The organism is Actinomadura kijaniata NBRC 14229 (assembly GCF_001552175.1).
GTDB lineage: Bacteria > Actinomycetota > Actinomycetes > Streptosporangiales > Streptosporangiaceae > Spirillospora > Spirillospora kijaniata.
Window position 1 is genome coordinate 23,263 of the sequence record NZ_BCQR01000100.1, and the last position, 20,714, is coordinate 43,976.

The window sequence follows — 20,714 nt, forward strand, 5'->3', positions numbered from 1 at the left end:
GCACCGGTTTCCGCGTTCCACTGATCATGTCGGGGCCGGACGCTATGGTCCGCCGCATGAATGATCATCGAATCTCCCGGTCCTTTCCCGACCCGGAGGGCCACGCCGTTCACGCCCTCGCCCCCGTGGACCTGGGCGGCGTCCCGGCGGTGGTCGGCAAACACGGCGACGGCTCCCTGTGGACCTGCGACCTGACCACGGGGGAGCGCGTCGCGCGCCCCATCGACCTCGGCAGCGCCGCCCCCGAAGACCCGGTTCCCGACGCCGAGGGGATCGTCTGGGACGACGAGGAGTTCGAGGACGAGAAGGGGGAGGCGGACGCGTACGAGGTCGTCTCCCTGCTGGCCGCGACGTCTCTCGACGGCCGTCCGGTGCTCGTGACCGGCGGCGGCCGGTTCGACCTCACCGCGCTGCTCGGCGAGGACCACATGGGCGGTGCGGTCCGCTGCTGGGACCTGGTCACCGGAGAGAAGATCGGCAAGTCCGTGACCGGGCACGGCCTCGGCGTCACAGCCCTGGCCGTCCTCCCTTCCGGGCGCGGGCCGCTGGTGCTCAGCAGCGGTGAGGAGGGAGTGCTGCTGGTGTCGGCGCTCGCGTCCGGCGAGCGCGTCACGGAGATCCGGGGGAGCTACAACGGCGTGATGGCCGCCGCCGTGGTGGACGGCCGCCCGATCGCCGTCACCGGCGGCCACGACTCCCACATCGAGGTCTGGGACGTGCTCACCGGGGAGGCCGTGGGAGGTCCCTGGCAGACGACCGGCACCTACGTCTCCGCCCTCGCGGTGACCGAGCTGGACGGCCGTGCGGTGGTCCTCACCGCCGGTGACGGCAACACGCTGGGAACATGGGACCTGGCCACCGGCCGACCGGCCGGAACACCGCTGTCCGGGCACACGAACGACATCGTGGAGATCACCCTCACCCGGTTCGGCGGGCGCCCGATCGCCGTCACCGAGGCCCTGGAGGAGCCGCCCCGGGTCTGGGACCTCGACCGTGGCGAGCGGCTCGGCGGCCCGCTGGCCGTCCCCGACGAGCAGGCCCCGACGACCGTGACCGCCACCGAGATCGACGGCGAGCCCGTCGTGGTGACCGGTCACCACGACGGCACCATCCGCGTCTGGTGGATCTCGCGGTTCGCCGGCGAGGCGGTCAGGTGAGGGTGTGCCCCCCGTTGACGGTGAGGCATTCACCCGTGATGTACCCCGCCGCGTCCGAGGCCAGGAAGCACACGGCCGCCGCGACGTCCTCGGGCGCGCCGATCCGCCCGAGCGGGACCTCGGCCCGGTACCGCTCCCGCTCGGCCGCCGGGAGGTCGCTGTGCCGTTCGACGGGGATCCAGCCGGGGGCGACCAGGTTGACCGTGATGCCGTGCGGCCCCAGCTCGCGCGCCCAGGAACGCATGAGCCCGAGCTGCGCCCCCTTGGCCGCCACGTAGGCCGACATCCCCGCCAGCCCCCGCGCCACGATGTCGGAGCCGATGTGGATGACGCGCCCGCCGCCACCGGCCCTCATCCCCGGAAGCACGGCCTGCGTCAGCAGCGTCGGGCTCTTGACGAAGAACGAGAGCTGGTCCAGGTGCGCCTGCCACGTCAGGTCCTCAAGCGGGATCTCGGGCTGCGGCCCGGTGGCGTTGGCGACCAGGACGCGCACCGGGCCGAGCCGCCGCCCGACCTCCTCGACCAGCCCGGTCACCTCGGCCTCGTCGGTGACGTCGGCCGCGAACGCCTCGGCCGTCCCGCCGTCGGCCCGCACGGCCCGCACGACCTCGTCCGCCCGCTCCCGTCCGGACCGGTAGTTCACCGCGACCGGATGCCCCTGCCGCGCCAGCCTTCGGGCGATCACCGCCCCCAGCCCCCGCGAGGCTCCCGTCACCAGGGCCACCGCATCATGTTCGACCATTGGCCGATCTTGCCCTGCGGCTCCCGGAGTAGTCCTCCCCGGCCCGTCGCTCAGGCGGCGTCGAGTGCCTCGGTGATCTTGCGGATCAGGTCCGCCATGACCGGGCCGGGCTCGGCCTTGCGGGTCCGGGCGGCGGTCTCGACGGCGACCAGGACGGCGCCTGAAACCCTCGCCGTTCGCTCCCTGACCGGCCGCCACCGTCGTGGTGTCGGGCTCCGCCGGACGGCACGGTGTTCTCAGTCGTCGGCCAGGGTGCGGGCGAGGAGGGGGAGCAGGCGGTCCCAGTGGCGCTGTAGTGCGGCGGGGTCGAAGGCGTCGGTGTCGGACATGGTGAAGCCGTGGACGGTGCCCGGATAGATCTCGGAGGTGTGGTCGATGCCCGCCGCGTCCAGGGCCCGGTTGAGTTCGTCGAGGGCCTCGGGCGTGAGGTCGCTTTCGGCGTGGCCGAGGTGGACCCGGGCGGTGAGCGTGGAGAGGAGACGGTTCAGGCTGTCGGGCCCGCCCGCGCCCACGGGAGCGTGGAAACCGGCGACGGCGGCCACCTGGCCGGGGTGGGCCGCGGCGGTGCGCATCGCCAGGAGCCCGCCGATGCAGTAGCCGGTCACCGCGATCGGCCCGGCGCTCACCCCGGGCCGGGCGGTGAGGAACCGGACGTAGGCGTCGGCGTCGCGCAGGATCCGTTCGGTGGTGTGCGCCTCGATCATGGGCATCAGCCGGGCGAGGATCGCGGGCCGGACGTCCTCCCCGATGTGCTCGGGAAGCTCGATCACCGGGGCCGGGCCGTGCCGGTAGAAGAGGTTGGGGACGAGCACGTGATAGCCGTGCCCGGCCAGTTCGGCGGCCATCTCGCGCAGCACGGGCCGGATGCCGAAGCCGTCCGCGTACATCAGCACCCCCGGGTGCCGCTCGCCGTCGTCGGGAAAGACGGCGAAGCCGTCGGCCTGGCCGTCGGGGGTGGGGATCCGCACTGTCTCGGTGGGCAAGGGCTGCCTTTCGTGGAGTTCACGCGACCAGCGTTAGTCGCACTAACGTTTCCGGCGGGAACGAACGTATATCGTTAGTCCGACTAACGCAATGGAGGGGGTCGGCGCCATGACCAGAGCCGAAGCCGCGGACCTGCCCGACACCGGCGCGCTCAGGACGCCCGACAGGCTGCGCCGCCGGGCGAGCCGGTTGCTGTCGCAGCTGACCATGCGGTCGGACCGGCTGGTGGGCGAGGGGCTGGCCCGGGTCGACGCCCGCACGTGGCACTACGCCGTGCTCGCCTCGCTCCAGGAGTACGGGCCGGGCAGCCAAGCGGAGCTGAGCAGGCGTTCCGGCATCTACCGCAGCGACATGGTCGGCGTGCTCAACGAACTGGCCGAACGCGGCCTCGTCGAGCGGGCGCCGGACCCCGACGACCGGCGCCGCAACATCATCACCATCTCCGCCGAGGGCCGCCGCCACCTGCGCCGCCTCGACAAGGTCCTGGACGACCTCCACGACGAGCTGCTCGCGCCGCTGAGCCCGGCCGAACGCGATCAGTTCGTGCGGACGCTCACCCGCCTGCTGGACCACCACACCCGGGCGTCCTGACCCCGCGTAGCGGCGTCCGGCACGCGAACCGGCCCGCGGCCGCCCTCGGCGGGCGGGCCGATGGGCCCGTCCGGTCAGGAGTCGGGGGAGCCGTCAGCGGAGTTGGTGGCGCGGGGTGTCGTGGCGTGAAGCGGGACCGAACGTGTCCTCCAGATGGCCGAGGAGTTTGGCCAGCAGGCCGTTGAGCTGCTGGAGCTCCTGGCCGGTGAGGGCGTCGCCGAACAGGTCGCGCTCGCCGGCGGTGCGCTGCCGGGTGGCCTGGCTCCAGCGCCGGCGGCCCAGCTCGGTGAGCCGGACCGGTCGGCGGCGGCCGTCGCCGCCGTCGGCGACCGGCTCGACCAGCCCGGCCTGGATGAGGCGGTCGATGCGCACGCTCATGGTTCCGGCGGTCACGCCGATCTCGTCGGCCAGCTCCTTCGGGGTGCGCTGGTGCGGCGGGGCCGAACGTTGCAGCGCCGACAGCGCCGTCCAGTCGCCCACCGTCAGCCCGTGGTCGGCGGCGACCTGACCCAGCAGGCGTTCGAACTGGCGCGAGATGCGGCCGATGCGCTGGCGGGCGGCCTCGGTCTGCGGATCCACCCCGGCCATCTGCGCGGTCCACTCGTCCAGTTCGGCGGCGATCGAGTCCTGGGGAGCGCGCGGGTCTTCCGTGGTCACGATTGACATCCTTTGAGTTTCAAACTAACTTCCATTGAGTCTCAAAGTAACTATAGGCGCGAGGGGGATCCATGCCGCGAACGCGCAGGTCAGCACGGGTGCCGATGCCCTGGGCGGGACTGTCGGCCCTCTCGGTGGCGGGGTTCGTCACCCTGCTGACCGAGGCCGTCCCGGCCGGGCTGCTGCCCCAGCTCAGCGACGGGCTGGGGGTCTCGCGGGCGATGGCGGGACAGCTGGTGACGGTGTACGCGGCCGGGTCGATGCTGGCGGCGATCCCCCTGACCGCGCTGACCCGCCGCCGACCGCGCCGCCCGGTGCTGCTGGCCACCATCGCCGCCGTCGCGGCGGCCAACGCCCTGACCGCCTGCTCACCCTGGTTCGCCCTGACCTTCGCCGGACGGCTGGTGGCCGGGCTGGGGGCCGGGCTGCAATGGGCGATGCTGGCCGGATACGCCATGCGCCTGGTCCCCGCCCCCGCCAGGGGACGCGCCCTGGCGGTGGCGATGGCGGGGGTGCCGGTGGCACTGGCGTTCGGGGTGCCCGCCGGGACCTTCCTGGGCACGGCGCTGGGCTGGCGCGCGGCCTTCGCCGTCATGGCGGCCCTGGGAGTCGCGGTGGCGGTGTGGGTGCGCTGCTGCGTGCCCGCCCTGGACGGTGAGGCGGCCGGGCGGTCCCTGCCGGTGCGCCGGGTGCTCGCGTTGCCGGGCGTGGCCGCGATCCTGGTGGCCGGGTTCGCCTTCGAGGTGGGACACACCAACCTGTACACCTACATCGCGCCGTTCCTCGGGCGGTCGGGGTTGCAGGAGCGGGTCGGGGTGGTGCTGCTGGCCTTCGGGATCGCCTCGATCCTGGGCCTGTGGATCACCGGGACGCTGATCGACCGGCGGCTGCGGACCGTCGTGGTGGCCGTCTTCGCCGCCCTGGCCGCCGTGATGATCGTGCTGGCGGCGGCCGGGACCCGTCCCGGGGTGGTGCTGGCCGCCACGGCGGTGTGGGGGCTGGCGCTGGGCGGGGCCCCGACCGTGTTGCAGGCCGCCTCGGCGCGAGCGGCCGGGGAGTCCGTGGAGATCACCCAGTCGTTGCTGGTCACCATGTTGAACGCCGGGATGGCGGCCGGGCCCCTGCTGGGCGGCGGCCTGGTCGCCGCCGCCGGGGTGGCGCCCCTGCCCTGGGCCAGCGCCGCCGTCCTCACCGGAGTCCTGGTCGTGGCCGTGCTCGCCCGCCGCCACGCCTTCCCCGCGACCGTTCCCCCGGTGTCCGCCCCGGCTCCGACCGCCTCAGGGTCCGCCGACGGCGCCGCCGCCCGTTCGGAGCCGCCCTCGACCGGCCGCTGACCCGCCCACGCCACCGTTCGAAACGATCATCAGGAGAAGCCCATGGACGCCCACCCCGCCCCCGGATGCCCGGAGCCGAAGGTCTGGTTCATCACCGGGACCAGCACCGGTCTGGGCCGGGCACTGGCCGAGGCCGTGCTCGACGCCGGTGACCGGCTGGCGGCCACCGCCCGCGACGAGACCACCATCGCCGACCTGGCCGACCGTGCCCCGGACCGGGTGCGCGCGCTGCGGCTGGACGTCACCGACCCCTCCGCCGTCCAGCGGGCGGTCCAGGAGGCCACGGCCGCGTTCGGACGGATCGACGTGCTGGTCAACAACGCCGGATACGCCATGCGCGGCGCCCTGGAGGAGATCACCGACGGGCAGTTGCGCGACCAGTTCGACACCAACGTGTTCGGCCCGGTCAACCTGATCCGCGCGGTCCTGCCGGGCATGCGCGCCCAGCGGTCCGGGCACATCGTGCAGATGTCCTCGGTCGGCGGAGTCAGCACCACCCTGGGCGGCACCGCCTACGCCGGAACCAAGTTCGCCCTGGAGGGGCTGTCGGAGGGGCTGGCCGCCGAGGTGGCGCACCTGGGCATCGGCGTCACCATCGTGGAGCCCGGCCCGTTCCGCACCGACTTCGCCGGACGTTCGGTGCGCTGGGCCGCCCCGATCGACGACTACCGGCCCGTCCTGGAACCGGCCAAGACCGGTTTCCTGGCCCAGAACGGCGCCCAGCCCGGTGACCCGGTCCGCGCCGCCCGCGCCATCGTCACCGCCGTCAGCAGGCCCCACCCGCCCCTGCGGCTCCCCCTCGGCGGTCCCGCCTTCGACCGCATCCGCGCCCACCTGCGGGCCCGGCTGGAGGAACTGGACCACCTGGAGACCCTCGGCCGTGCCACCGACTTCCCCGCCTGAGTTCGTCATGTTCCGCCATCGGGCGGTCTCGCCCCGCGGTCCTCGGAGCGGTCCTCGGCCTCCAGCGTTTCGAGGTGCCGGGCGGCCATCGCGCTGATCACGGTGATGGTGTCGGGGAGGAGACCGTGCTCGCGCATCGCCTCCTCGTAGGCGGCCGAGACGATGGCGAGGGCCGACCGCAGCGGAACGCGCGCGCTCATGCCAGCGACTCGCGGGGGAGCGGCCGGGCGAGGCGCAGCCGACGGGCGATCTCGGCCGCCGCGAGCGCGGTGGCGGTGACGGGGCCGATCGGACGTTCCTCGGACACCCACGTGAACGTCCAGCCGTGCGTGAGGTCGAAGTCGCAGCCGATCTCGGCGACCGCGCCACGGTTGGTGACGCAGGCGACGAACAGGATCGGAACGCCGCGCCGGAACACCACCCCGGACCGCAACTCCGGCTGGTCTTCCTTGATGACCTGGTCCAGAACACCGAGGAACGTGCTCCGCTGGTTCGAGGGAACCATGGACTTTTCCGCCTTTCGGGAGCCGCTTGCGGGGAACGTGTGACCAGGCTCACACGCTTGGTTGCTCTCGGACACGAACCCCGGTTAACCCCCGAACAACCCGCGCCGAGACCGTTCCCACCGACAGCCGGTTTGCCGACCGGCTTAGCGTTCAGGGAGTCCCATGCCCTCGCGTTCCGAGCCCTATGAAGACCTGGGACACATCGCGTACGCAAGAGAGCTCACGGCGTGGAGGGAGGCGGCGGGTCTCACCAAGAAGCAACTGGCTGACGCTCTCGGCTACACGGACCAGCTCATCGGGCAGTATGAGCGCCGCACGAACTCTCCCTCCAGGCGCGTTTCCGAGGACCTGGACACGTTCTTCAAGACCAACGGCGTGTTCACGCGGCACTGGAAGCTCATCCATGAGCTGCCCAACGCCATGCCTGTGTTCCCCGGCTTTGAGCGGTACGTGGAACGTGAGCGAGAGGCGGTATGCGTCAAGGCGTTCAGCGCGCTCCTGGTCAGCGGACTGCTCCAGATAGAGGACTACGCACGTGCCGTTCTGGCAACTGCCAACCGTCCCAACCTGGAGGAACGTCTCGCTCAGCGAATGGAGCGGCAGGCGATCCTGACGCAGGAGGACGCTCCAGAACTCTTCTTCTGCATGGATGAAGGCGCGCTACGACGAGTTGTGGGCAGCCGGGAGATCCAGCGACGGCAACTCCAAGCGCTGCTTGATGCGAGTGAGCTCCCGAACGTCCGGCTTACCGCCGTTCCCTGGGGCAGTGGGTACTACGCGGGACTGGCGGGCAGCCTCATCGTGCTTGGCTTCAGGGATGCGCGACATGCCGCGTACATCGAGACGGCGGGCGTATGGAGAGCATTCATCGAGCAGCCCGAGATGGTGATGCCTTACCTCATTCAATACGACACGATCAGAGGGCATGCTCACCATGTGGATGAGACACGAGCTTTGATCAAGTCTGTGATGGAGGACCTGTGAACCCGACGGATCTCTCGGTCGTGCATTGGCGCAAAAGCAGCCACAGCGACCACGAGGAAGGGTGCGTCGAGGTTGCGGCTACACATTGGCGTAAGAGCCGCCACAGCGATCACCAGCAAGGCTGCGTTGAGGTGGCGGACCTCCGCCCTGCGATTGCCGTTCGTGATTCCAAGGATCCGGACGGGCCCGTGCTGGCGTTCGATGTGGACGAGTGGCGGGTGTTCTCGCGCCGGGTGCGGCGCGGCGAACGCTGAGTGCGGCTAGCGGGTGCACATGGTCCATGACGGGCGGGCCGAGATCCACTGTGGTCCGGCGGGGTCCGTGAGCGCCGGGTCCGTGAGTGCCGCTGTGGCCCGGCGGCTCTCGTCGGCCATGGCGGCGGGGGTCGTCCCGGCGAACGCCACCACGTCGCGGTGCAGGTGGGACTGGTCGGTGTAGCCGCCGTCGGCCGCGACCCGGGCCGGGTCCCGTCCCTCGGCCAGGCGGTGGGCGGCGCGGTCGAAGCGGACCAGCCTCGCGGCGCGCTTGGGCGGCAGGCCGATCTGCGCGTGGAAGCGGGACCACAGGCGTTTGCGGCTCCAGCCGAGTTCGGCCGCCAGCCGGTCGACCCGGACCCGGCCGCCGCTGGCGGCGATCCGCTGCCAGGCCCAGGCCACTTCCGGCTCCACCGGCGCGCCCGCCGCGCGCCGGTGGACGAACAACGCCTCGGCCAGCGCGAAGCGTTCCTCCCAGGAGGAGGTGTCGGCCAGGCGCTCACGGATCCGTGACGCCTGCCGTCCCCACAGGTCGTCCAGGGCCACCACGGCGCTGCCCAGGTCGGCCGGATCGACGCCCAGAACGGCGCGTGCGGCCACCGGGGTCAGGCGCACGTGCAGGCACTCGACGTTCTCGCCGCGCACCCGGACCGCGCCGCCGAGCCCGGGCCCGGCGACGAGACCTCCCCGGTGCCGCCGCCCGTCGGCGTCGTCCACGATGAGCGGGGCGGGGCCGAGGTCCAGCGCCAGCATCACGGCCGCGTGCGGCACCACCCGGTGGTCGGCCGGAGCCGCGCCCCGAAGGAACCCGGCCATGGTGACACCGGCCACCCGGCTGGGCCGTGCCGGACGCACGACGTCCCACACCGCCGCATCGCCGCGTTCGTGCGCGATGAGCCGCATGGCCCGATGCTAGAGGCCGTCTTCAATCCCTTCGCATGGCCGCTGCGAGGATCGCGGTCTTACCGGGCCGGTGTGCCACGGGCGGTCAGGCGTGACTCCAGTCCGGCGAGGAGGGCTTGGAGCCCGAACTCGAAAGTGTCGTCGGACGGCCGGGCGGTGTCGGAGTCGATGCGGGCCCGCAGCCGGGGGAAGGCCCGGGCGATCTCGAACACTTCGGCGGTGATCTCGCGAAGCTCCTTGTCGCCGTCGGCGCCGCTTCGCCGGAGCTGCGCCCGCCAGGCCGCCTGCGCCGCCTCCCCCTGCGCGGCGCCGATCACGAACATGAGGACGGTCGCGGCCGCCTGGTCCGCTTCGGCCTCGGTGAACCCGGCCGACTCGTAGACCCCCAACGACTGCTCGTCGAAGCGGGCTTTGTTGGGGCCGTAGATGAGGTGCGTGCTCATCGCCGGGATCAACCAGTAGTGCCGCACGACCATCGCGTACGCCCCCCTCGCCAGCGACGCGGCGGCCTCCCGCCATCCCGTCCCGGCCGGATCGGGCATCGGGATCTCGCCGAACACGTGGTCGGCGGCGAGGACGAGGAGCTTGTCCTTGTTCTTCACGTGGTAGTACATCGCCGACGCGGCCGACCCGAGATGCGTGCCCAGACGACGGACGTTCAGCCCGTCCACCCCCTCGGCATCGAGCACCTCGACGGCGGCCCGGACGATCTGCTCCTTGGTCAGCATGCCGCTCACCCTAGCCCGCGTTGAACTTAGATCAAATCGCCGCTACGTTGTCGAACTAAGTTCAAATGCCTGTCCAAGGAGGCCCCCTCGTGTCCGTCGTCATCGCCCTCCAGATCCTGACGGCCCTGACCTACCTGGCCGTTCCGCTCGTCGGCCACCGGCACGGCGCCGCCGCGCAGCGGGCGGCCGAGACCGAGATCCGGCGCCAGGGCCGCACCCCCGCCGTCCTGGCCGAGCACGGCCTCGACTTCACCGCCAGCAAAGCCAGCGTGGCGGTCTCGGTGATGATCGCCGCCGGGCTCGCGGCGCTCGCCGTGCTGAACCTCGCCGACCAGCCGCTGCCCACCTGGATCCTGCAACCCATCCTGCTGGTCGCCGGCGGCTTCATCACCACCAGCCAGGTCTTCGTCGACCGGTACGTGGAGAACGCCCTGCGCAGGTCCGACACCGCGACCATCGACGTCAAGGCGCTGATGGGGGCGGCCAAGGAGGTCTTCCCCGGCTGGTTCCGGCCCCTTGTCATCGCCCGCTTCCTCCTCACGACGGTCGGCTCGCTGGCCATTCTCGTCTCGCTGGCTGTCTCCTGACGAGACAAGTGAGGGCTTCGCGGTGGCCGTAGACCGTCATGGCCCGAACCCCCGGCCACGTGGTCACAGCTCCATCAGTAGGGCGGCCAGGGTGACAGCGCCCCGATGGGACCCGGTGGTCTCGTCGTGGCGGGTGGCGATGCCATGCCAGTGCTTGACAGCGCTCCACCACGTTGCGGCGTACGCCAGGATCCGTACCGCTCGGGCACATCCCGCCAGGGCGTCCCGGGGCGGAACTTCCACGCGATCCCGCTTGGGCACCCGCCGGTCATCAACGCGGGGCCGTCCCATCCGCTGCCGCGCCGTCCGACCGCGTCCGCTGTCGGCGACAGGACCCGGGCGGGCCGGGGGAGGGGAACATTCGTCCAATCCACCGGCGTGGACCGGCGGTCACAGTGGGCCCATGACCCTTCCTGACGGGAAACCGCACGCGCACGGCGACGCCGAGGCCGCCAACCTCCACGTGTGCCAGGACGGCCCTGGCGACGCCCCCGCGCTCCTGCTCATCCACGGGTCCGCCTCCTCGACCCGCTCGTGGGACCCGCTGGTCCCGCTGCTGACCGGATCCCATCGCGTCATCCGGATCGACCTGCTCGGCCACGGCCGGTCGGCCAAACCGGAGGACCGCGGCTACACGGTCCCGGACCAGGCGCGCCGGGTCGGCGCGGCGCTGGACCGGCTCGGCGTCGGGCACGCCGCCGTGGTCGGCCACTCCAGCGGCGGCGCGGTCGCCACCGCCCTCGCCGAACGGCGGCCCGGCCTGGTGACCGCGCTCGCGCTCATCGGCACCGGGCCCGGGATGGACGCCTCCATCGCGCCGCAGGTCGCCATCGAGCCCTCGCAGTGGCCGCACCTGACCGACGAGCAGCTCCGCCTGTTCGCCGGTTCCGGGTTCAGCCGTCCGGGCTACGAGATCCCCCAGGAGTTCCTGGACGACGTGCGGGCCATGACCTTCCACACGCTCACCGCCTCGATGCGGGGCACCCTCGCGTACCTGAGGGAACGGCCGCTCCCGGACCGGCTGGCGCCCCTCGGCACACCACTGCTGGTGATCTTCGGTGAGGAGGACCGGAGGTGGCGGCCGTCCTCCGCCGCCGACTACCGCGCCGTTCCGGGAGCGAGGATCGAGATGCTGCCCGGCGTCGGCCACTCGCCCATGCTGGAGGCCCCGCCCCTCACCGCCGCGACCCTCCTGGACTTCACCACGACCCACGCCGCGCGGACGGACTGAACCGCTGCCGTCCACCAGCTCGGGGATCCACCGGGAGGAACACGGCCAGGGTTCCCGGACGATCGTCCTGCTGCCGGGGTTAGGCGCCACTGCCGACCCGCTGGGAGCACTCGCGCGACGCCGCCGCGGCCTCCGCGTCCTGGTCTTCGACCTGCCCGGACACGGCCGGTCCGCCGGAGCGCCGACGGACGGGAGGCCGCCCACGCCTCAGGCGAGGCCGCGCTTCTCGCACTCGGCCTTGATGAGCTCGTCGGTGAGGACCTCAGGGTTCACCGCGTACTCGGGGTCGCGGAGGGCGTCGTAGTCGCGGGTGCCGAGGGGCAGGCCCAGTTCGGCGAGCCGGTCGGCGAGCAGGGTGAAGGCCACCCGTTCGTCGGGCTCGTCGTGGTACCGGGCGCGGTCGGCGGCGCACGCCTCGGCCAGGGTGCTGCCCACCATGCTCCAGTACGAGCCCTCGGTGTCGAGCTGGATGAGGGGCGGGGGACGGTCCGCGGGCTCGTCGGGGTGCAGCCAGTAGCCGATCCAGCCCTTGTCGCTCTGCGCCACGATCCCGAGATGGCCGCTCATCTCCGCGAGCGCGGCGTCGATGGCCCGCGTCTCGGGGTCGGCGTCCGCGTCGCGATGACCGGTGTCGAGGAACGGGTGGGGCTTCCCGGCCTCCAGGAAGGTGATGCCGAGCAGGTCCCGGAACTCGGTGCGCCCCTGCCACTGCGCCACCAGCATCATGCGCAGGTCGTCCGGGAGGGGGCGGCCGCCCAGACGCTCGCGGGAGAACTCCACGAGCCGCTCTTCGAACATGGGATTCACCTCCAGCGTCGACGGCACAGCCTGCGACCCCCGACGTGATCTTGTCAACGGCCCCGCCCGGGGGGCGCCCGCATGCTACGTTGAATAAACATTTATTCAACGAGGTGGGCGATGGCCAGGTCACGAAGTGAGCAGGCGGCATGGCGCCGGGAGCAGCTGCTGGACGCGGCCCTGCGGGTGTTCGCCGACAAGGGGGTGGACGGGGCCACGGTCAAGGACGTGGCCCAGGCCGCCGGGGTGACGCCGGGGCTGCTGTACCGCTACTTCGACAGCAAGGAGGCGATGGTGGAGACCCTCCTGTCGGAGCGGGGCTTCCTGCCCCGGCTGCGCGAGCTGGGGGAACTGCGGCACGACGACCGTCCGGCGACCGAGGTGCTGACCGGGTTGCTGGAGGCGTTCGACCGGCTGCTGGCCGACAACGCCGAGCTGATGGCGGTGTTCTTCAGCGCCGCCCAGGCCCGCGCGCCGCTGGCGGGGCTGGTGGGCCAGGGCCAGCGGCTGATCGGCGACTTCCTGGCCGAACGGGTCGCGGCCGGTGAGCTGCGCCCGCACGACACCGCCACGGCGGCCCGGACGCTGTTCGCCGCCGTCGCCGTCAACCGGCGGCTGGGCACCCCCATCGACGTCTCGGCCCTGGTCGGGCTGCTGTTTCCGGAAGAGGGATGAGATGCGCGCACAGTGCTGTGTGGTGGGGGGCGGCCCCGCGGGCATGATGGCCGGGCTGCTGCTGGCCCGCCAGGGTGTGGAGGTGGTCGTGCTGGAGAAGCACGCGGACTTCCTGCGGGACTTCCGCGGCGACACCGTCCACCCCTCCACGCTGGAGCTGATCGCCGAGCTGGGATGGATCGAGGAGTTCCTCGACCTCCCGCACACGAAGATGCCGCGGGTGACGGTCAACATGGGCGGCCGGGACGTCACCTTCGCCGACTTCACCCGGTTGAACGTGCGCTGTCCCTACATCGCGTTCATGCCGCAGTGGGACGTGCTGGACTTCCTGGCGGGCAAGGCCGCGGCCCACCCCTCCTTCCGCCTCCTGCGCCGCGCCCGGGTGACGGAACTGCGCACCGAGCGGGGGCGGGTGACCGGAGTCCTGGCCGACACCGAGGACGGTCCCGTGGAGGTGCGGGCCGACCTGGTGATCGGGGCCGACGGCCGCCACTCCACCGTACGGGCCGCCGCCGGCCTGGCCCCGGTGGGCTCCTCACCTCCCATGGACGTGCTGTGGTTCCGTCTGCCCCGCCGCCCGGAGGACCAGGTGCCGTTCTTCCAGGGCGGCCAGGGGGCGCTGATCTCCATCGACCGCGGCGACTACTGGCAGATCGCCTACGCGATCCCGACGGACGCCTTCGGCGAGCTCAAGGCCGCGGGGCTCCCGGCGTTCGGGGAACGGGTGGCGCGACTGGCGCCCGCGTTGGCCGACCGCGTGGACCAGCTTGACGACTGGGAGGCGGTGCACCGGCTGAGCGTCCGGGTGGACCGGCTGCCCCGGTGGCACCGGCCGGGGCTGCTGTGCATCGGCGACGCCGCCCACGCCATGTCACCGGCGGGCGGGGTGGGCATCAACCTGGCGGTGCAGGACGCGGTGGCCGCCGCCAACCTGCTGGGCCCGGTCCTCGCCCGGGGCGACAGCCCGTCGCGGGCCGACCTGGCCCGGGTGCAGGCGCGCCGGGAACGCGCCGCGCGGATCACCCAGGCCTTCCAGCTCGGCATCCTGCGCGACCTGTACCCCAGGGACCTGGACGACGACACCACCCGGCACGTGCCGCCGATCTTCACCGCGTTCCGGGCGCTGCCGCCGCTGCGCCACCTGATGGGCCGCTTCATCGGCATGGGCGTCCGTCCGGAGCACATCGCCTCCCCGCCCGCGCGGTGATCGCCTTTTTTCTCGGAATCGCCTTCCCGAGTGTCACGAACCGGCCGGGTCGTTTGTCTCGCATGCAGACGTCCACGTCGAAGAGGAGATGATCATGAGGGTGTTCGTAGCGGGAGGCGCCGGGGCGTTGGGGCGGCGGCTGGTGCCGCAGCTCGTGGAGCGGGGGCACGAGGTGATCGCGACGACGACGAGCGCGTCCAGGCTGGGCCTGCTGGAGCGGATGGGCGCCGAGGCGGTGGTGATGGACGGGCTGGACGCGGGTTCGGTCGCCGAGGCGGTGGGCCGGGCCCGGCCGGAGGTGATCGTGCACCAGATGACCGCGATCTCCGGCAAGCCCGACTTGAAGAACTTCGACCGCTGGTTCGCCACCACCAACCGGCTGCGCACCGAGGGGACCGACCACCTGCTGGCCGCCGCCCGGACGAACGGCGTGTCCCAGTTCGTCGCGCAGGGCTACGCCGCCTGGAACGGCATCCGCGAGGACGGATGGGTCAAGACCGAGGAGGACCCGCTGGACCCGAGGAGCACGGGCCAGGCGGCGGCGGCGATCCGCCACCTGGAGGCCGCGGTCGCCGGGTTCGGCGGCACGGTGTTGCGCTACGGCGCGTTCTACGGGCCGGGCGCCAGCGACGACCAGGCCGAGATGGTGCGCAAGCGGCAGTACCCGATCGTCGGCGACGGCGCCGGTCACTGCTCGTGGGTGCATCTGGACGACGCGGCGGGCGCCACCGTCCTGGCCGTGGAGCGGAAGGCGACGGGCGTGTTCAACATCGTCGACGACGAGCCCGCCCCGGCCCGCGAGTGGCTGCCCTACCTGGCCCGGTGCGTGGGGGCCAAGCCGCCGATGCGGGTCCCCGTCTGGCTGGCCCGGCTGCTGGCGGGGCCGACGGCGGTGACGATGATGACCGAGGGACGCGGCTTCTCCAACGCCAAGGCCAGGCGGGAACTCGGCTGGCAGCCGCACTACGCCTCCTGGCGGCAGGGCTTCAGGGAGGGGCTGGCGTGACGCGGGCCGAGAGCCTCCTTTCCCGGAACGGGGAACGCGCATGAGGAACAGCCCCCGCCCCCTGGTCACGATCGGTGTGCTGCTGAGCGCGGCCGGCATGCTGGTGTTCGGTTTCTGGGCGCTGCTGTCGCCCGCCGGCTTCATCGACTACGTGAACTACCACCCGGTGAACGAGCACCTGGCGCACGACGCCGGGGCCTTCCAGATCGGCATCGGCGCCACCCTGCTCTTCGCCCTGGTCTGGTCGGACGCGCTCGTGGTGTCCCTGGCCGGGTTCGCCGTCGCCAGCGGCCTGCACACCATGACGCACTTCATGGACCGGCATCTGGGCGGCCACGGCACCGACGTCCCGATCCTCGGCCTGTTCACCCTGATCGCCCTGGCCACCATCTACCTGCGTCTGCGGAAGAGGGAAACGACATGAGGGTGCTGCTCGCCGGAGCCACCGGCGCGATCGGCCGCCCGCTGCTGGAGGAGCTGCGCGCGGCGGGGCACGAGGTCCTCGCCCTCACCCGGAAACCTGCCGCCCAGGTACCCGGCGCCCGCCTGGTGGTCGCCGACGTGCTCGACCGGGACGCCCTGCTGCGCGCGGTGGAGGGGATCTCCGCCGACGTGGTGATCCACCAGCTCACCGCGCTCAGCAAGCCCCCGGCCCGGTACGCCGACATGGACATGACCAACACGCTGCGCACGGTCGGCACGGCCCACCTGCTGGAGGCCGCGCGGACGGTCGGGGCCCGCCGGTTCCTCACCCAGTCGATGGTGCCCGGCTACGGGTACGCCGACCACGGCACCCGCCTCCTGACCGAAAGCGACCCGTTCGGGCGGCGGCGCGAGGGCAAGGTGGGCCCGATCGTGGCGGCCCTGCACTCGACCGAGCAGCAGGTCCTCACCGCCGACGGCATCGAGGGCATCGCCCTGCGCTACGGCGCCTTCTACGGCCTGACCGGCTCGGACGGCGTCATCGCGGCGCTGCGGGCGGGCAAGCTGCCGGTGCCCCGCGACGGTGGCGGCACGATGTCGTGGATCCACCTGGCCGACGCCGCCGCGGCCACGGTGGCCGCCATGGACAAGGGAAGGGCGGGCCAGGCGTACAACATCGTCGACGACGAGCCCGTCACCTGGGGACAGATGATCGCCGAGCACGCCGGGGCGGCGGGGACCCGGCCGCCCCGGCGCCTGCCCGGCTGGGCGATCCGGCTGGCCGCGCCGTACTTCGCCACCCTCATGGTCGACACCTCCATGCGCGTGTCGAACCTCAAGGCCAGGGCCGAACTGGGGTGGACGCCCGCGCTGCCCACCTACCGCGAGGGCGTGCACGCGCCACGGGCCTGAGGACATCCGGCCGCGAGACCGTTCGCCCTCCTCAGCGCGGGGGCGTGCGGGTCTCGGGGAGGCCGAGCCGGGTGAGGATCCCGGGGAAGCCGAAGGCGACGATCCGGGAGATGCCCGCCTCGGTCACGGTGAGCACGGCGAGCCCGAACGCGCGGTGGACCCCGTCCGGCCCGCGGCGGTAGGCCGCGGCGGCGGGCTGGCCGTTGGCCGTGGTCGGGACCATCAGCCAGTCGCCGGGGGAGCCGGCGGCCGAGGCGAGGAAGGGCACGCAGGTCGCGCGGCCGGAGAACCAGGTGGGGGTCGGCGGCATCTCCAGCGCGGCGTCCTGGCGGAGCAGCCTCTCGAACGCCGCCGCGTCGCTGTTCTCGAACGCCGCGACGTACCCCTCCAGCAGCTCCCGCTGGCGGCGCCCGGAGGGTTCGGCGGCCAGGTCGGCCGCCGGGCCGACCTCCTCCAGCCGGGCGCGGGCGCGTTGCAGGCTGCTCTTGACCGCCGCCGTGGTGGTGCCGAGCATCCGCGCCACCTCCGGGGCGGGGAAGGCCAGCACGTCCCGCAGGATCAGCACGGCCCGCTGCCGGGGCGGCAGGTACTGGAGGCACGCGATGAGGGCCAGCCGCAGGCTCTCCCGCGAGACGACCACGGCGGCGGGGTCCTGGGCCGCGGCGGTGACGAGCGCGTCGGGGAGCGGTTGCAGCCAGGGGCCGTGCGGGTCCGCCGTCTCCGGTGGCGCGAACGGGTCCTCGCCCGGCGCGCCCAGCCCGGAGGGCAGCACGCGGCGTCCCGCCCGGCGCAGCGCCGTCAGGCAGACGTTGGTGGCGATCTGGTACAGCCAGGTCCGCAGGGACGAACGGCCCTCGAAGCGGTCGTAGGCGCGCCACGCCCGCAGGAAGGTCTCCTGGACCAGGTCCTCGGCCTCGTCCACCGAGCCCAGCATCCGGTAGCAGTGCGCCAGCAGCTCACTCCGGAACGGTTCGGCCAGGGTGGCGAAGTCCTCCACCGTCCCGGCCGCTTCTCCCGTACGCGTCATCCTCGTCCGTCCCCACCCGCCGACAGCACCGTCCGCACATGGAGACCTCCCGCCGCGCCCAAAGGAATCGGCGTCCGCGGAACCGCCGGGTGACCCGCGTCACAGCCGTTCCGCGAAGCGATTCCCGCCGGGCCCCCGCCGGGTCTCCATGAACGGAACCAGCACCCCGACCGCGGAGGAGAGCCCGTGACCGTCGCCCTGCCCGCCGCCGCCCGGAGCCTGATCGACGGGCCGCACACGGCGGTCCTCGCCACCACCAACGCCGACGGACGGCCGCAGTCCTCGGTCATCTTCGTCAAGCACGACGGCGACGCGGTGGTGTTCAGCACGATCAGGGGGCGGCTGAAGACCCGCAACATGGAGCGCGACCCCCGCGTGAGCCTCCTGGTGGCGGACGCGTCCGGGTACGCGGAGATCCGCGGCACCGTGACGATCACCGACGACCCGGACAAGACGCTGCTGCACGAGCTGTACGCCCGGTACATGGACGGCGCGGAACCGCCGCCGGAACCCGACGCCGAGCGGGTCATCGTGCGCGTCACCGCCGACCGGGTCTGGCTGTGGCCGCCCGCGCCCGACGCCCGGAACGACTGACACCCCCACCACCTTCCCGACCGAGAGGACCGCACATGCGCCAGATCATCGAGTCGACGCTGATCAGTACCGACGGGGTCGTGAACGATCCCGGCTCCTGGGCCCTGGACCACTTCGACGAGGAGTTCCACCAGGAGGCGTTCGAGCTCCTGCGGGGCTGCGACGCCATGCTCATGGGGCGCGGAACGTACGAGGACCTGTCCTGGCGCTGGCCGGGCCGGCAGGGGGACTTCGCCGACGCGATCAACGGCATCCGCAAGTACGTGTTCTCCTCGACGCTGGAGCGCGCCGAGTGGAACAACTCGGTCCTCGTACGCGGCGACGTGGTCGCCGAGGTGCGCGGGCTGAAGGAGCAGGAGGGCGGCGACCTGGTCGTCTTCGGCCACGGGCGGCTGTCGCACACCCTCCTGGAGAACGGCCTGCTCGACCGGCTCCGCTTCGCGGTGCACCCCGTCGTCGTGGGGCGGCCCCTGGGGCCGTTCCCGGAGAACCCGCGGACGCCGCTGACCCTCGTCGGCACGCACGCCCGCCGGTCGGGCGTCGTCGTGCTGAACTACACCGTCCAGCACGACCCGGTCACGCGAGGGCGTTGAACACCGTCTCGGCGCGGTCGCGCGCGGTGTACATCTCCCAGGCGGTCGCCGCGATGGCGTCCGGGTCGAGGGTGTGCCCGGCGGCGTCGCCGTACTTCTCGGGGGCCGCCGTCACCATCGCGTGGATGTCGCCGCGCTCGACGAGCCCGCCGATGGTGAGCGTCCCCGCGTAGACGCCCCTGTCGGCGAGCGCCGCGTTGAGGGTCAGGGCGTAGTTGCGCAGCGCCGCCGAGGAGAGCGCCATGTCGCCCAGCGCGGGCATCGGCACCACGGAGCTGAGGCCGCCCGCGAACAGCAGCCCGCCCGCGCCGCGCTCCAGCATGCCGGGGAGCACGGCGCGGGCGGCGTCCACGGCCGGGTAGATCCAGTCCATCGCCCGGCGGACGTGGTCGGACCCGGCGTCCAGGATCGGCGTCGGCCCGCCCGCCGGGTCCGCGCCGAACGCGCCGTAGTAGAGCACCTCGACCGGGCCGAGCCGGTCGGCGATCTCGTCCAGGACGGCGGGGAACCGGTCGCCGCGCACGTCGGCGGCGAACGCCTCGGCCCTGACGCCCGCGTCCGCCAGCGAGCGGACATAGCCCTCGTGGCGGTCGGCGCCGCGCGAGACCAGCGCCACCGGGCGGCCCTCCCGGCCGAAGCGGTGCGCGATCGACATGCCGAGGCCGGGGCCGGTGCCGACGACGACGGCGGTTCCGTGTGCGGCTGTGCTCATGGTGCGTCCTCCGGAACTAAGTTGAGGGATCCCTCAAGTTGTTGGCCCGACGGTAGCACATAAATTGAGGGTCTCCTCAAGTTCGTATGATGGGCCCATGCCGACCGGATCCAGGCCGCTGCGGGCCGACGCCGCCCGCAACCGCGACAAGCTGCTGGCCACCGCCCTGCGGGTGTTCGGCGAACGCGGCCTGGACGCGCCGCTGGAGGAGATCGCGCGCGGCGCCGGGGTCAGCATCGGCACGCTCTACAACCACTTCCCGACCCGCGAGGCGCTCCTGGACGCGATCCTGCCCCAGCGGATCGCCGCCCTGGACGAGGTCGCCGCCGACGCCCTCGCCGACCCCGACCCGTGGAACGGCTTCGTCCGCTTCGTCGAGGGCCTCTTCGAACTCCAGGCCCAGGACCGCGGCCTCAACGACGCCCTGGCCCAGCGCGCGCCGCTGTCACCCGAGGTGGTCGCCGCCTGCCACAGCGGCTTCCGGCACACGGACCGGATCATCGCGCGGGCCAAGGAGGGCGGGGCGCTGCGCGCCGACTTCGAACCCACCGACCTGGCCACCCTCGTCTGGGCGATGTCCCAGGTGATCCGCCAGGCCATGGACACCGCCCCCGACCTGTGGCGGCGCTGCCTGGCCTTCTTCCTGGACGGCCTGCGCGCGGACGCCGCCCGGCCCGTCCCCGTCCCCGCCCTGACGGCGGAGCAGCTCACCGCCGTCCTGCGGGCGCCCGGCCCGCGGCCGTGACCGGCGCTCAGGCCGCGCGGAACACGACGACCGTGGTGAACGTCGTGCCGTCGACCTGGACGGCGTAGCAGCCGGGCCCGCCGACCGTCGTCGTTCCCGGCAGGTCGCTCGCCGGGGACGGAAGCTCGGCGTGGTAGCCGCCGTCACGCTCCTCGCCCGTGTAGGCGAACCTGCTGGCCGCGGTGCCCCCGCCGTCGATCCGGGCGGCCCGGACGAGGACCGGCCCGCGGTATCCCGCGCCGATCCAGCGGACCTTCTTGACGTAGGAGCCGTCGGAGCGGCGGTCCCGGGCGCGGAGTTCCAGCACGGTGCCCTTCCCGAAGTAGTCGGCGACCGGATACACCGGCCCGTCGCCGAGCACCGCCGCCGCCACGCCGGGCCCGGACCACGGGCGCGGGGCGGTCGTGGGGCACGCGGCCCCCGCCGCGACGGAGGGGAACCGGAGCGGCCGGGACGCCAAC

General features: G+C 72.8%; 27 protein-coding genes. 16 read left to right on the plus strand and 11 right to left on the minus strand.

Translation table 11 applies throughout. The features are described 5' to 3' along the window. Positions 1-56: 56 nt before the first annotated feature. On the plus strand, positions 57-1,157 hold the full coding sequence (locus AKI01S_RS28800; protein WP_157420216.1) for a WD40 repeat domain-containing protein: 1,101 nt from the start codon (positions 57-59) through the stop codon (positions 1,155-1,157). On the opposite strand, the gene AKI01S_RS28805 is transcribed toward AKI01S_RS28800, so the two are convergent. Both AKI01S_RS28805 and AKI01S_RS28810 read right to left on the minus strand, forming a co-directional pair. Further along, the gene (locus tag AKI01S_RS28805) at positions 1,150-1,899 is read right to left on the minus strand and encodes an SDR family NAD(P)-dependent oxidoreductase (RefSeq protein WP_067824814.1); all 750 of its coding nucleotides are present in this window, start codon (positions 1,897-1,899) and stop codon (positions 1,150-1,152) included. The genes AKI01S_RS28800 and AKI01S_RS28805 overlap by 8 nt on opposite strands. A 236-nt stretch (positions 1,900-2,135) precedes the next feature. Further along, positions 2,136-2,882 carry a dienelactone hydrolase family protein gene (locus tag AKI01S_RS28810; RefSeq protein ID WP_067824816.1) on the minus strand — a complete coding sequence of 249 codons (747 nt, stop codon included), beginning with the start codon at positions 2,880-2,882 and terminating at the stop codon, positions 2,136-2,138. 109 nt (positions 2,883-2,991) lie between these two features. Between AKI01S_RS28810 and AKI01S_RS28815 the strand changes: the two genes are divergently transcribed. Then, positions 2,992-3,474, plus strand: coding sequence for a MarR family winged helix-turn-helix transcriptional regulator (locus AKI01S_RS28815; protein WP_067824859.1), 483 nt, complete (start codon positions 2,992-2,994; stop codon positions 3,472-3,474). A 93-nt stretch (positions 3,475-3,567) separates the two neighbouring features. Here the strand turns inward: AKI01S_RS28815 and AKI01S_RS28820 are convergent, their stop codons facing one another. Beyond that, complete coding sequence (locus AKI01S_RS28820) at positions 3,568-4,131, minus strand: MarR family winged helix-turn-helix transcriptional regulator (RefSeq protein ID WP_218009847.1); 564 nt, start codon at positions 4,129-4,131, stop codon at positions 3,568-3,570. 71 nt (positions 4,132-4,202) lie between these two features. On the opposite strand from AKI01S_RS28820, the gene AKI01S_RS28825 reads away from it, so the two are divergent. Together AKI01S_RS28825 and AKI01S_RS28830 are read left to right on the plus strand one after the other, a co-directional pair. Further along, positions 4,203-5,465, plus strand: a complete 1,263-nt coding sequence (locus AKI01S_RS28825; protein ID WP_084000350.1) for an MFS transporter — start codon at positions 4,203-4,205, stop codon at positions 5,463-5,465. 42 nt (positions 5,466-5,507) lie between these two features. Further along, entirely contained in the window at positions 5,508-6,368 is an 861-nt protein-coding gene (locus tag AKI01S_RS28830) for an oxidoreductase (RefSeq protein ID WP_067824819.1), read from the plus strand. A gap of 5 nt (positions 6,369-6,373) precedes the next feature. On the opposite strand, the gene AKI01S_RS28835 is transcribed toward AKI01S_RS28830, so the two are convergent. Together AKI01S_RS28835 and AKI01S_RS28840 are read right to left on the minus strand one after the other, a co-directional pair. Beyond that, on the minus strand, positions 6,374-6,568 hold the full coding sequence (locus AKI01S_RS28835; RefSeq protein WP_067824821.1) for a hypothetical protein: 195 nt from the start codon (positions 6,566-6,568) through the stop codon (positions 6,374-6,376). Further along, positions 6,565-6,873 carry a hypothetical protein gene (locus AKI01S_RS28840; RefSeq protein WP_067824823.1) on the minus strand — a complete coding sequence of 103 codons (309 nt, stop codon included), beginning with the start codon at positions 6,871-6,873 and terminating at the stop codon, positions 6,565-6,567. Before AKI01S_RS28840 ends, AKI01S_RS28835 begins: the two co-directional genes overlap by 4 nt. Positions 6,874-7,036: 163 nt before the next feature. Here AKI01S_RS28840 and AKI01S_RS28845 point away from each other — a divergent pair, with 163 nt between their 5' ends. Together AKI01S_RS28845 and AKI01S_RS28850 are read left to right on the plus strand one after the other, a co-directional pair. Beyond that, on the plus strand, positions 7,037-7,858 hold the full coding sequence (locus tag AKI01S_RS28845; RefSeq protein WP_067824825.1) for a helix-turn-helix domain-containing protein: 822 nt from the start codon (positions 7,037-7,039) through the stop codon (positions 7,856-7,858). Further along, a complete protein-coding gene (locus tag AKI01S_RS28850) occupies positions 7,855-8,112 on the plus strand; it encodes a DUF397 domain-containing protein (RefSeq protein ID WP_067824827.1) in 258 nt (85 codons plus the stop codon). The genes AKI01S_RS28845 and AKI01S_RS28850 overlap by 4 nt, the downstream gene beginning before the upstream one ends. 6 nt (positions 8,113-8,118) lie before the next feature. Here the strand turns inward: AKI01S_RS28850 and AKI01S_RS28855 are convergent, their stop codons facing one another. Next, positions 8,119-9,015, minus strand: coding sequence for a helix-turn-helix domain-containing protein (locus AKI01S_RS28855; protein ID WP_067824829.1), 897 nt, complete (start codon positions 9,013-9,015; stop codon positions 8,119-8,121). 59 nt (positions 9,016-9,074) lie between these two features. After that, positions 9,075-9,743, minus strand: coding sequence for a TetR/AcrR family transcriptional regulator C-terminal domain-containing protein (locus AKI01S_RS28860; RefSeq protein WP_067824831.1), 669 nt, complete (start codon positions 9,741-9,743; stop codon positions 9,075-9,077). An 89-nt stretch (positions 9,744-9,832) separates the two neighbouring features. Between AKI01S_RS28860 and AKI01S_RS28865 the strand changes: the two genes are divergently transcribed. Then, on the plus strand, positions 9,833-10,330 hold the full coding sequence (locus AKI01S_RS28865; protein ID WP_067824833.1) for a hypothetical protein: 498 nt from the start codon (positions 9,833-9,835) through the stop codon (positions 10,328-10,330). Positions 10,331-10,733: 403 nt separating this feature from the next. Further along, entirely contained in the window at positions 10,734-11,561 is an 828-nt protein-coding gene (locus AKI01S_RS28870) for an alpha/beta fold hydrolase (protein ID WP_067824835.1), read from the plus strand. 207 nt (positions 11,562-11,768) lie between these two features. On the opposite strand, the gene AKI01S_RS28875 is transcribed toward AKI01S_RS28870, so the two are convergent. Continuing rightward, positions 11,769-12,359 (minus strand): hypothetical protein, encoded by a 591-nt coding sequence (locus AKI01S_RS28875; RefSeq protein ID WP_067824837.1) that lies wholly within the window; start codon positions 12,357-12,359, stop codon positions 11,769-11,771. A 120-nt stretch (positions 12,360-12,479) separates the two neighbouring features. Between AKI01S_RS28875 and AKI01S_RS28880 the strand changes: the two genes are divergently transcribed. The 5 genes from AKI01S_RS28880 to AKI01S_RS28900 all read left to right on the plus strand — a co-directional run bounded on the left by AKI01S_RS28880 (position 12,480) and on the right by AKI01S_RS28900 (position 16,582). Continuing rightward, positions 12,480-13,034 carry a TetR/AcrR family transcriptional regulator gene (locus AKI01S_RS28880; protein WP_067824839.1) on the plus strand — a complete coding sequence of 185 codons (555 nt, stop codon included), beginning with the start codon at positions 12,480-12,482 and terminating at the stop codon, positions 13,032-13,034. A 1-nt stretch (position 13,035) separates the two neighbouring features. Continuing rightward, on the plus strand, positions 13,036-14,241 hold the full coding sequence (locus AKI01S_RS28885; protein ID WP_067824841.1) for an FAD-dependent oxidoreductase: 1,206 nt from the start codon (positions 13,036-13,038) through the stop codon (positions 14,239-14,241). Between the two features lie 94 nt (positions 14,242-14,335). Next, positions 14,336-15,247, plus strand: a complete 912-nt coding sequence (locus AKI01S_RS28890) for an NAD-dependent epimerase/dehydratase family protein (RefSeq protein ID WP_067824863.1) — start codon at positions 14,336-14,338, stop codon at positions 15,245-15,247. 40 nt (positions 15,248-15,287) lie between these two features. Continuing rightward, positions 15,288-15,671 (plus strand): hypothetical protein, encoded by a 384-nt coding sequence (locus AKI01S_RS28895; RefSeq protein WP_067824843.1) that lies wholly within the window; start codon positions 15,288-15,290, stop codon positions 15,669-15,671. Next, positions 15,668-16,582 carry an NAD-dependent epimerase/dehydratase family protein gene (locus AKI01S_RS28900; protein WP_067824845.1) on the plus strand — a complete coding sequence of 305 codons (915 nt, stop codon included), beginning with the start codon at positions 15,668-15,670 and terminating at the stop codon, positions 16,580-16,582. Before AKI01S_RS28895 ends, AKI01S_RS28900 begins: the two co-directional genes overlap by 4 nt. A 31-nt stretch (positions 16,583-16,613) precedes the next feature. Here AKI01S_RS28900 and AKI01S_RS28905 read toward each other — a convergent pair whose 3' ends face one another. Then, positions 16,614-17,609 carry a sigma-70 family RNA polymerase sigma factor gene (locus AKI01S_RS28905; protein WP_067824847.1) on the minus strand — a complete coding sequence of 332 codons (996 nt, stop codon included), beginning with the start codon at positions 17,607-17,609 and terminating at the stop codon, positions 16,614-16,616. Positions 17,610-17,795: 186 nt separating this feature from the next. Between AKI01S_RS28905 and AKI01S_RS28910 the strand changes: the two genes are divergently transcribed. Further along, positions 17,796-18,203 (plus strand): PPOX class F420-dependent oxidoreductase, encoded by a 408-nt coding sequence (locus tag AKI01S_RS28910; RefSeq protein ID WP_067824849.1) that lies wholly within the window; start codon positions 17,796-17,798, stop codon positions 18,201-18,203. Between the two features lie 35 nt (positions 18,204-18,238). Further along, the gene (locus AKI01S_RS28915; RefSeq protein ID WP_067824852.1) at positions 18,239-18,796 is read left to right on the plus strand and encodes a dihydrofolate reductase family protein; all 558 of its coding nucleotides are present in this window, start codon (positions 18,239-18,241) and stop codon (positions 18,794-18,796) included. Here the strand turns inward: AKI01S_RS28915 and AKI01S_RS28920 are convergent. Further along, positions 18,780-19,508 (minus strand): SDR family NAD(P)-dependent oxidoreductase, encoded by a 729-nt coding sequence (locus AKI01S_RS28920; protein WP_067824853.1) that lies wholly within the window; start codon positions 19,506-19,508, stop codon positions 18,780-18,782. The two genes, AKI01S_RS28915 and AKI01S_RS28920, sit on opposite strands and share 17 nt — an antisense overlap. Positions 19,509-19,605: 97 nt before the next feature. On the opposite strand from AKI01S_RS28920, the gene AKI01S_RS28925 reads away from it, so the two are divergent. After that, entirely contained in the window at positions 19,606-20,253 is a 648-nt protein-coding gene (locus AKI01S_RS28925) for a TetR/AcrR family transcriptional regulator (RefSeq protein ID WP_067824855.1), read from the plus strand. A gap of 7 nt (positions 20,254-20,260) precedes the next feature. Here the strand turns inward: AKI01S_RS28925 and AKI01S_RS51860 are convergent. Further along, on the minus strand, positions 20,261-20,714 hold a 454-nt coding region (locus tag AKI01S_RS51860), incomplete at its 5' end, for a hypothetical protein (protein WP_169814031.1).

Bases quoted from the DNA above. Each gene is read 5' to 3' on its own strand.
- AKI01S_RS28800 (WP_157420216.1), top strand. From the start codon at position 57: ATGAATGATCATCGAATCTCCCGGTCCTTTCCCGACCCGGAGGGCCAC.
- AKI01S_RS28805 (WP_067824814.1), bottom strand. From the start codon at position 1,899: ATGGTCGAACATGATGCGGTGGCCCTGGTGACGGGAGCCTCGCGGGGG.
- AKI01S_RS28815 (WP_067824859.1), top strand. From the start codon at position 2,992: ATGACCAGAGCCGAAGCCGCGGACCTGCCCGACACCGGCGCGCTCAGG.
- AKI01S_RS28825 (WP_084000350.1), top strand. From the start codon at position 4,203: ATGCCGCGAACGCGCAGGTCAGCACGGGTGCCGATGCCCTGGGCGGGA.
- AKI01S_RS28830 (WP_067824819.1), top strand. From the start codon at position 5,508: ATGGACGCCCACCCCGCCCCCGGATGCCCGGAGCCGAAGGTCTGGTTC.
- AKI01S_RS28835 (WP_067824821.1), bottom strand. From the start codon at position 6,568: ATGAGCGCGCGCGTTCCGCTGCGGTCGGCCCTCGCCATCGTCTCGGCC.
- AKI01S_RS28840 (WP_067824823.1), bottom strand. From the start codon at position 6,873: ATGGTTCCCTCGAACCAGCGGAGCACGTTCCTCGGTGTTCTGGACCAG.
- AKI01S_RS28845 (WP_067824825.1), top strand. From the start codon at position 7,037: ATGCCCTCGCGTTCCGAGCCCTATGAAGACCTGGGACACATCGCGTAC.
- AKI01S_RS28855 (WP_067824829.1), bottom strand. From the start codon at position 9,015: ATGCGGCTCATCGCGCACGAACGCGGCGATGCGGCGGTGTGGGACGTC.
- AKI01S_RS28860 (WP_067824831.1), bottom strand. From the start codon at position 9,743: ATGCTGACCAAGGAGCAGATCGTCCGGGCCGCCGTCGAGGTGCTCGAT.
- AKI01S_RS28870 (WP_067824835.1), top strand. From the start codon at position 10,734: ATGACCCTTCCTGACGGGAAACCGCACGCGCACGGCGACGCCGAGGCC.
- AKI01S_RS28875 (WP_067824837.1), bottom strand. From the start codon at position 12,359: ATGTTCGAAGAGCGGCTCGTGGAGTTCTCCCGCGAGCGTCTGGGCGGC.
- AKI01S_RS28880 (WP_067824839.1), top strand. From the start codon at position 12,480: ATGGCCAGGTCACGAAGTGAGCAGGCGGCATGGCGCCGGGAGCAGCTG.
- AKI01S_RS28885 (WP_067824841.1), top strand. From the start codon at position 13,036: ATGCGCGCACAGTGCTGTGTGGTGGGGGGCGGCCCCGCGGGCATGATG.
- AKI01S_RS28890 (WP_067824863.1), top strand. From the start codon at position 14,336: ATGAGGGTGTTCGTAGCGGGAGGCGCCGGGGCGTTGGGGCGGCGGCTG.
- AKI01S_RS28895 (WP_067824843.1), top strand. From the start codon at position 15,288: ATGAGGAACAGCCCCCGCCCCCTGGTCACGATCGGTGTGCTGCTGAGC.
- AKI01S_RS28900 (WP_067824845.1), top strand. From the start codon at position 15,668: ATGAGGGTGCTGCTCGCCGGAGCCACCGGCGCGATCGGCCGCCCGCTG.
- AKI01S_RS28905 (WP_067824847.1), bottom strand. From the start codon at position 17,609: ATGACGCGTACGGGAGAAGCGGCCGGGACGGTGGAGGACTTCGCCACC.
- AKI01S_RS28915 (WP_067824852.1), top strand. From the start codon at position 18,239: ATGCGCCAGATCATCGAGTCGACGCTGATCAGTACCGACGGGGTCGTG.
- AKI01S_RS28920 (WP_067824853.1), bottom strand. From the start codon at position 19,508: ATGAGCACAGCCGCACACGGAACCGCCGTCGTCGTCGGCACCGGCCCC.
- AKI01S_RS28925 (WP_067824855.1), top strand. From the start codon at position 19,606: ATGCCGACCGGATCCAGGCCGCTGCGGGCCGACGCCGCCCGCAACCGC.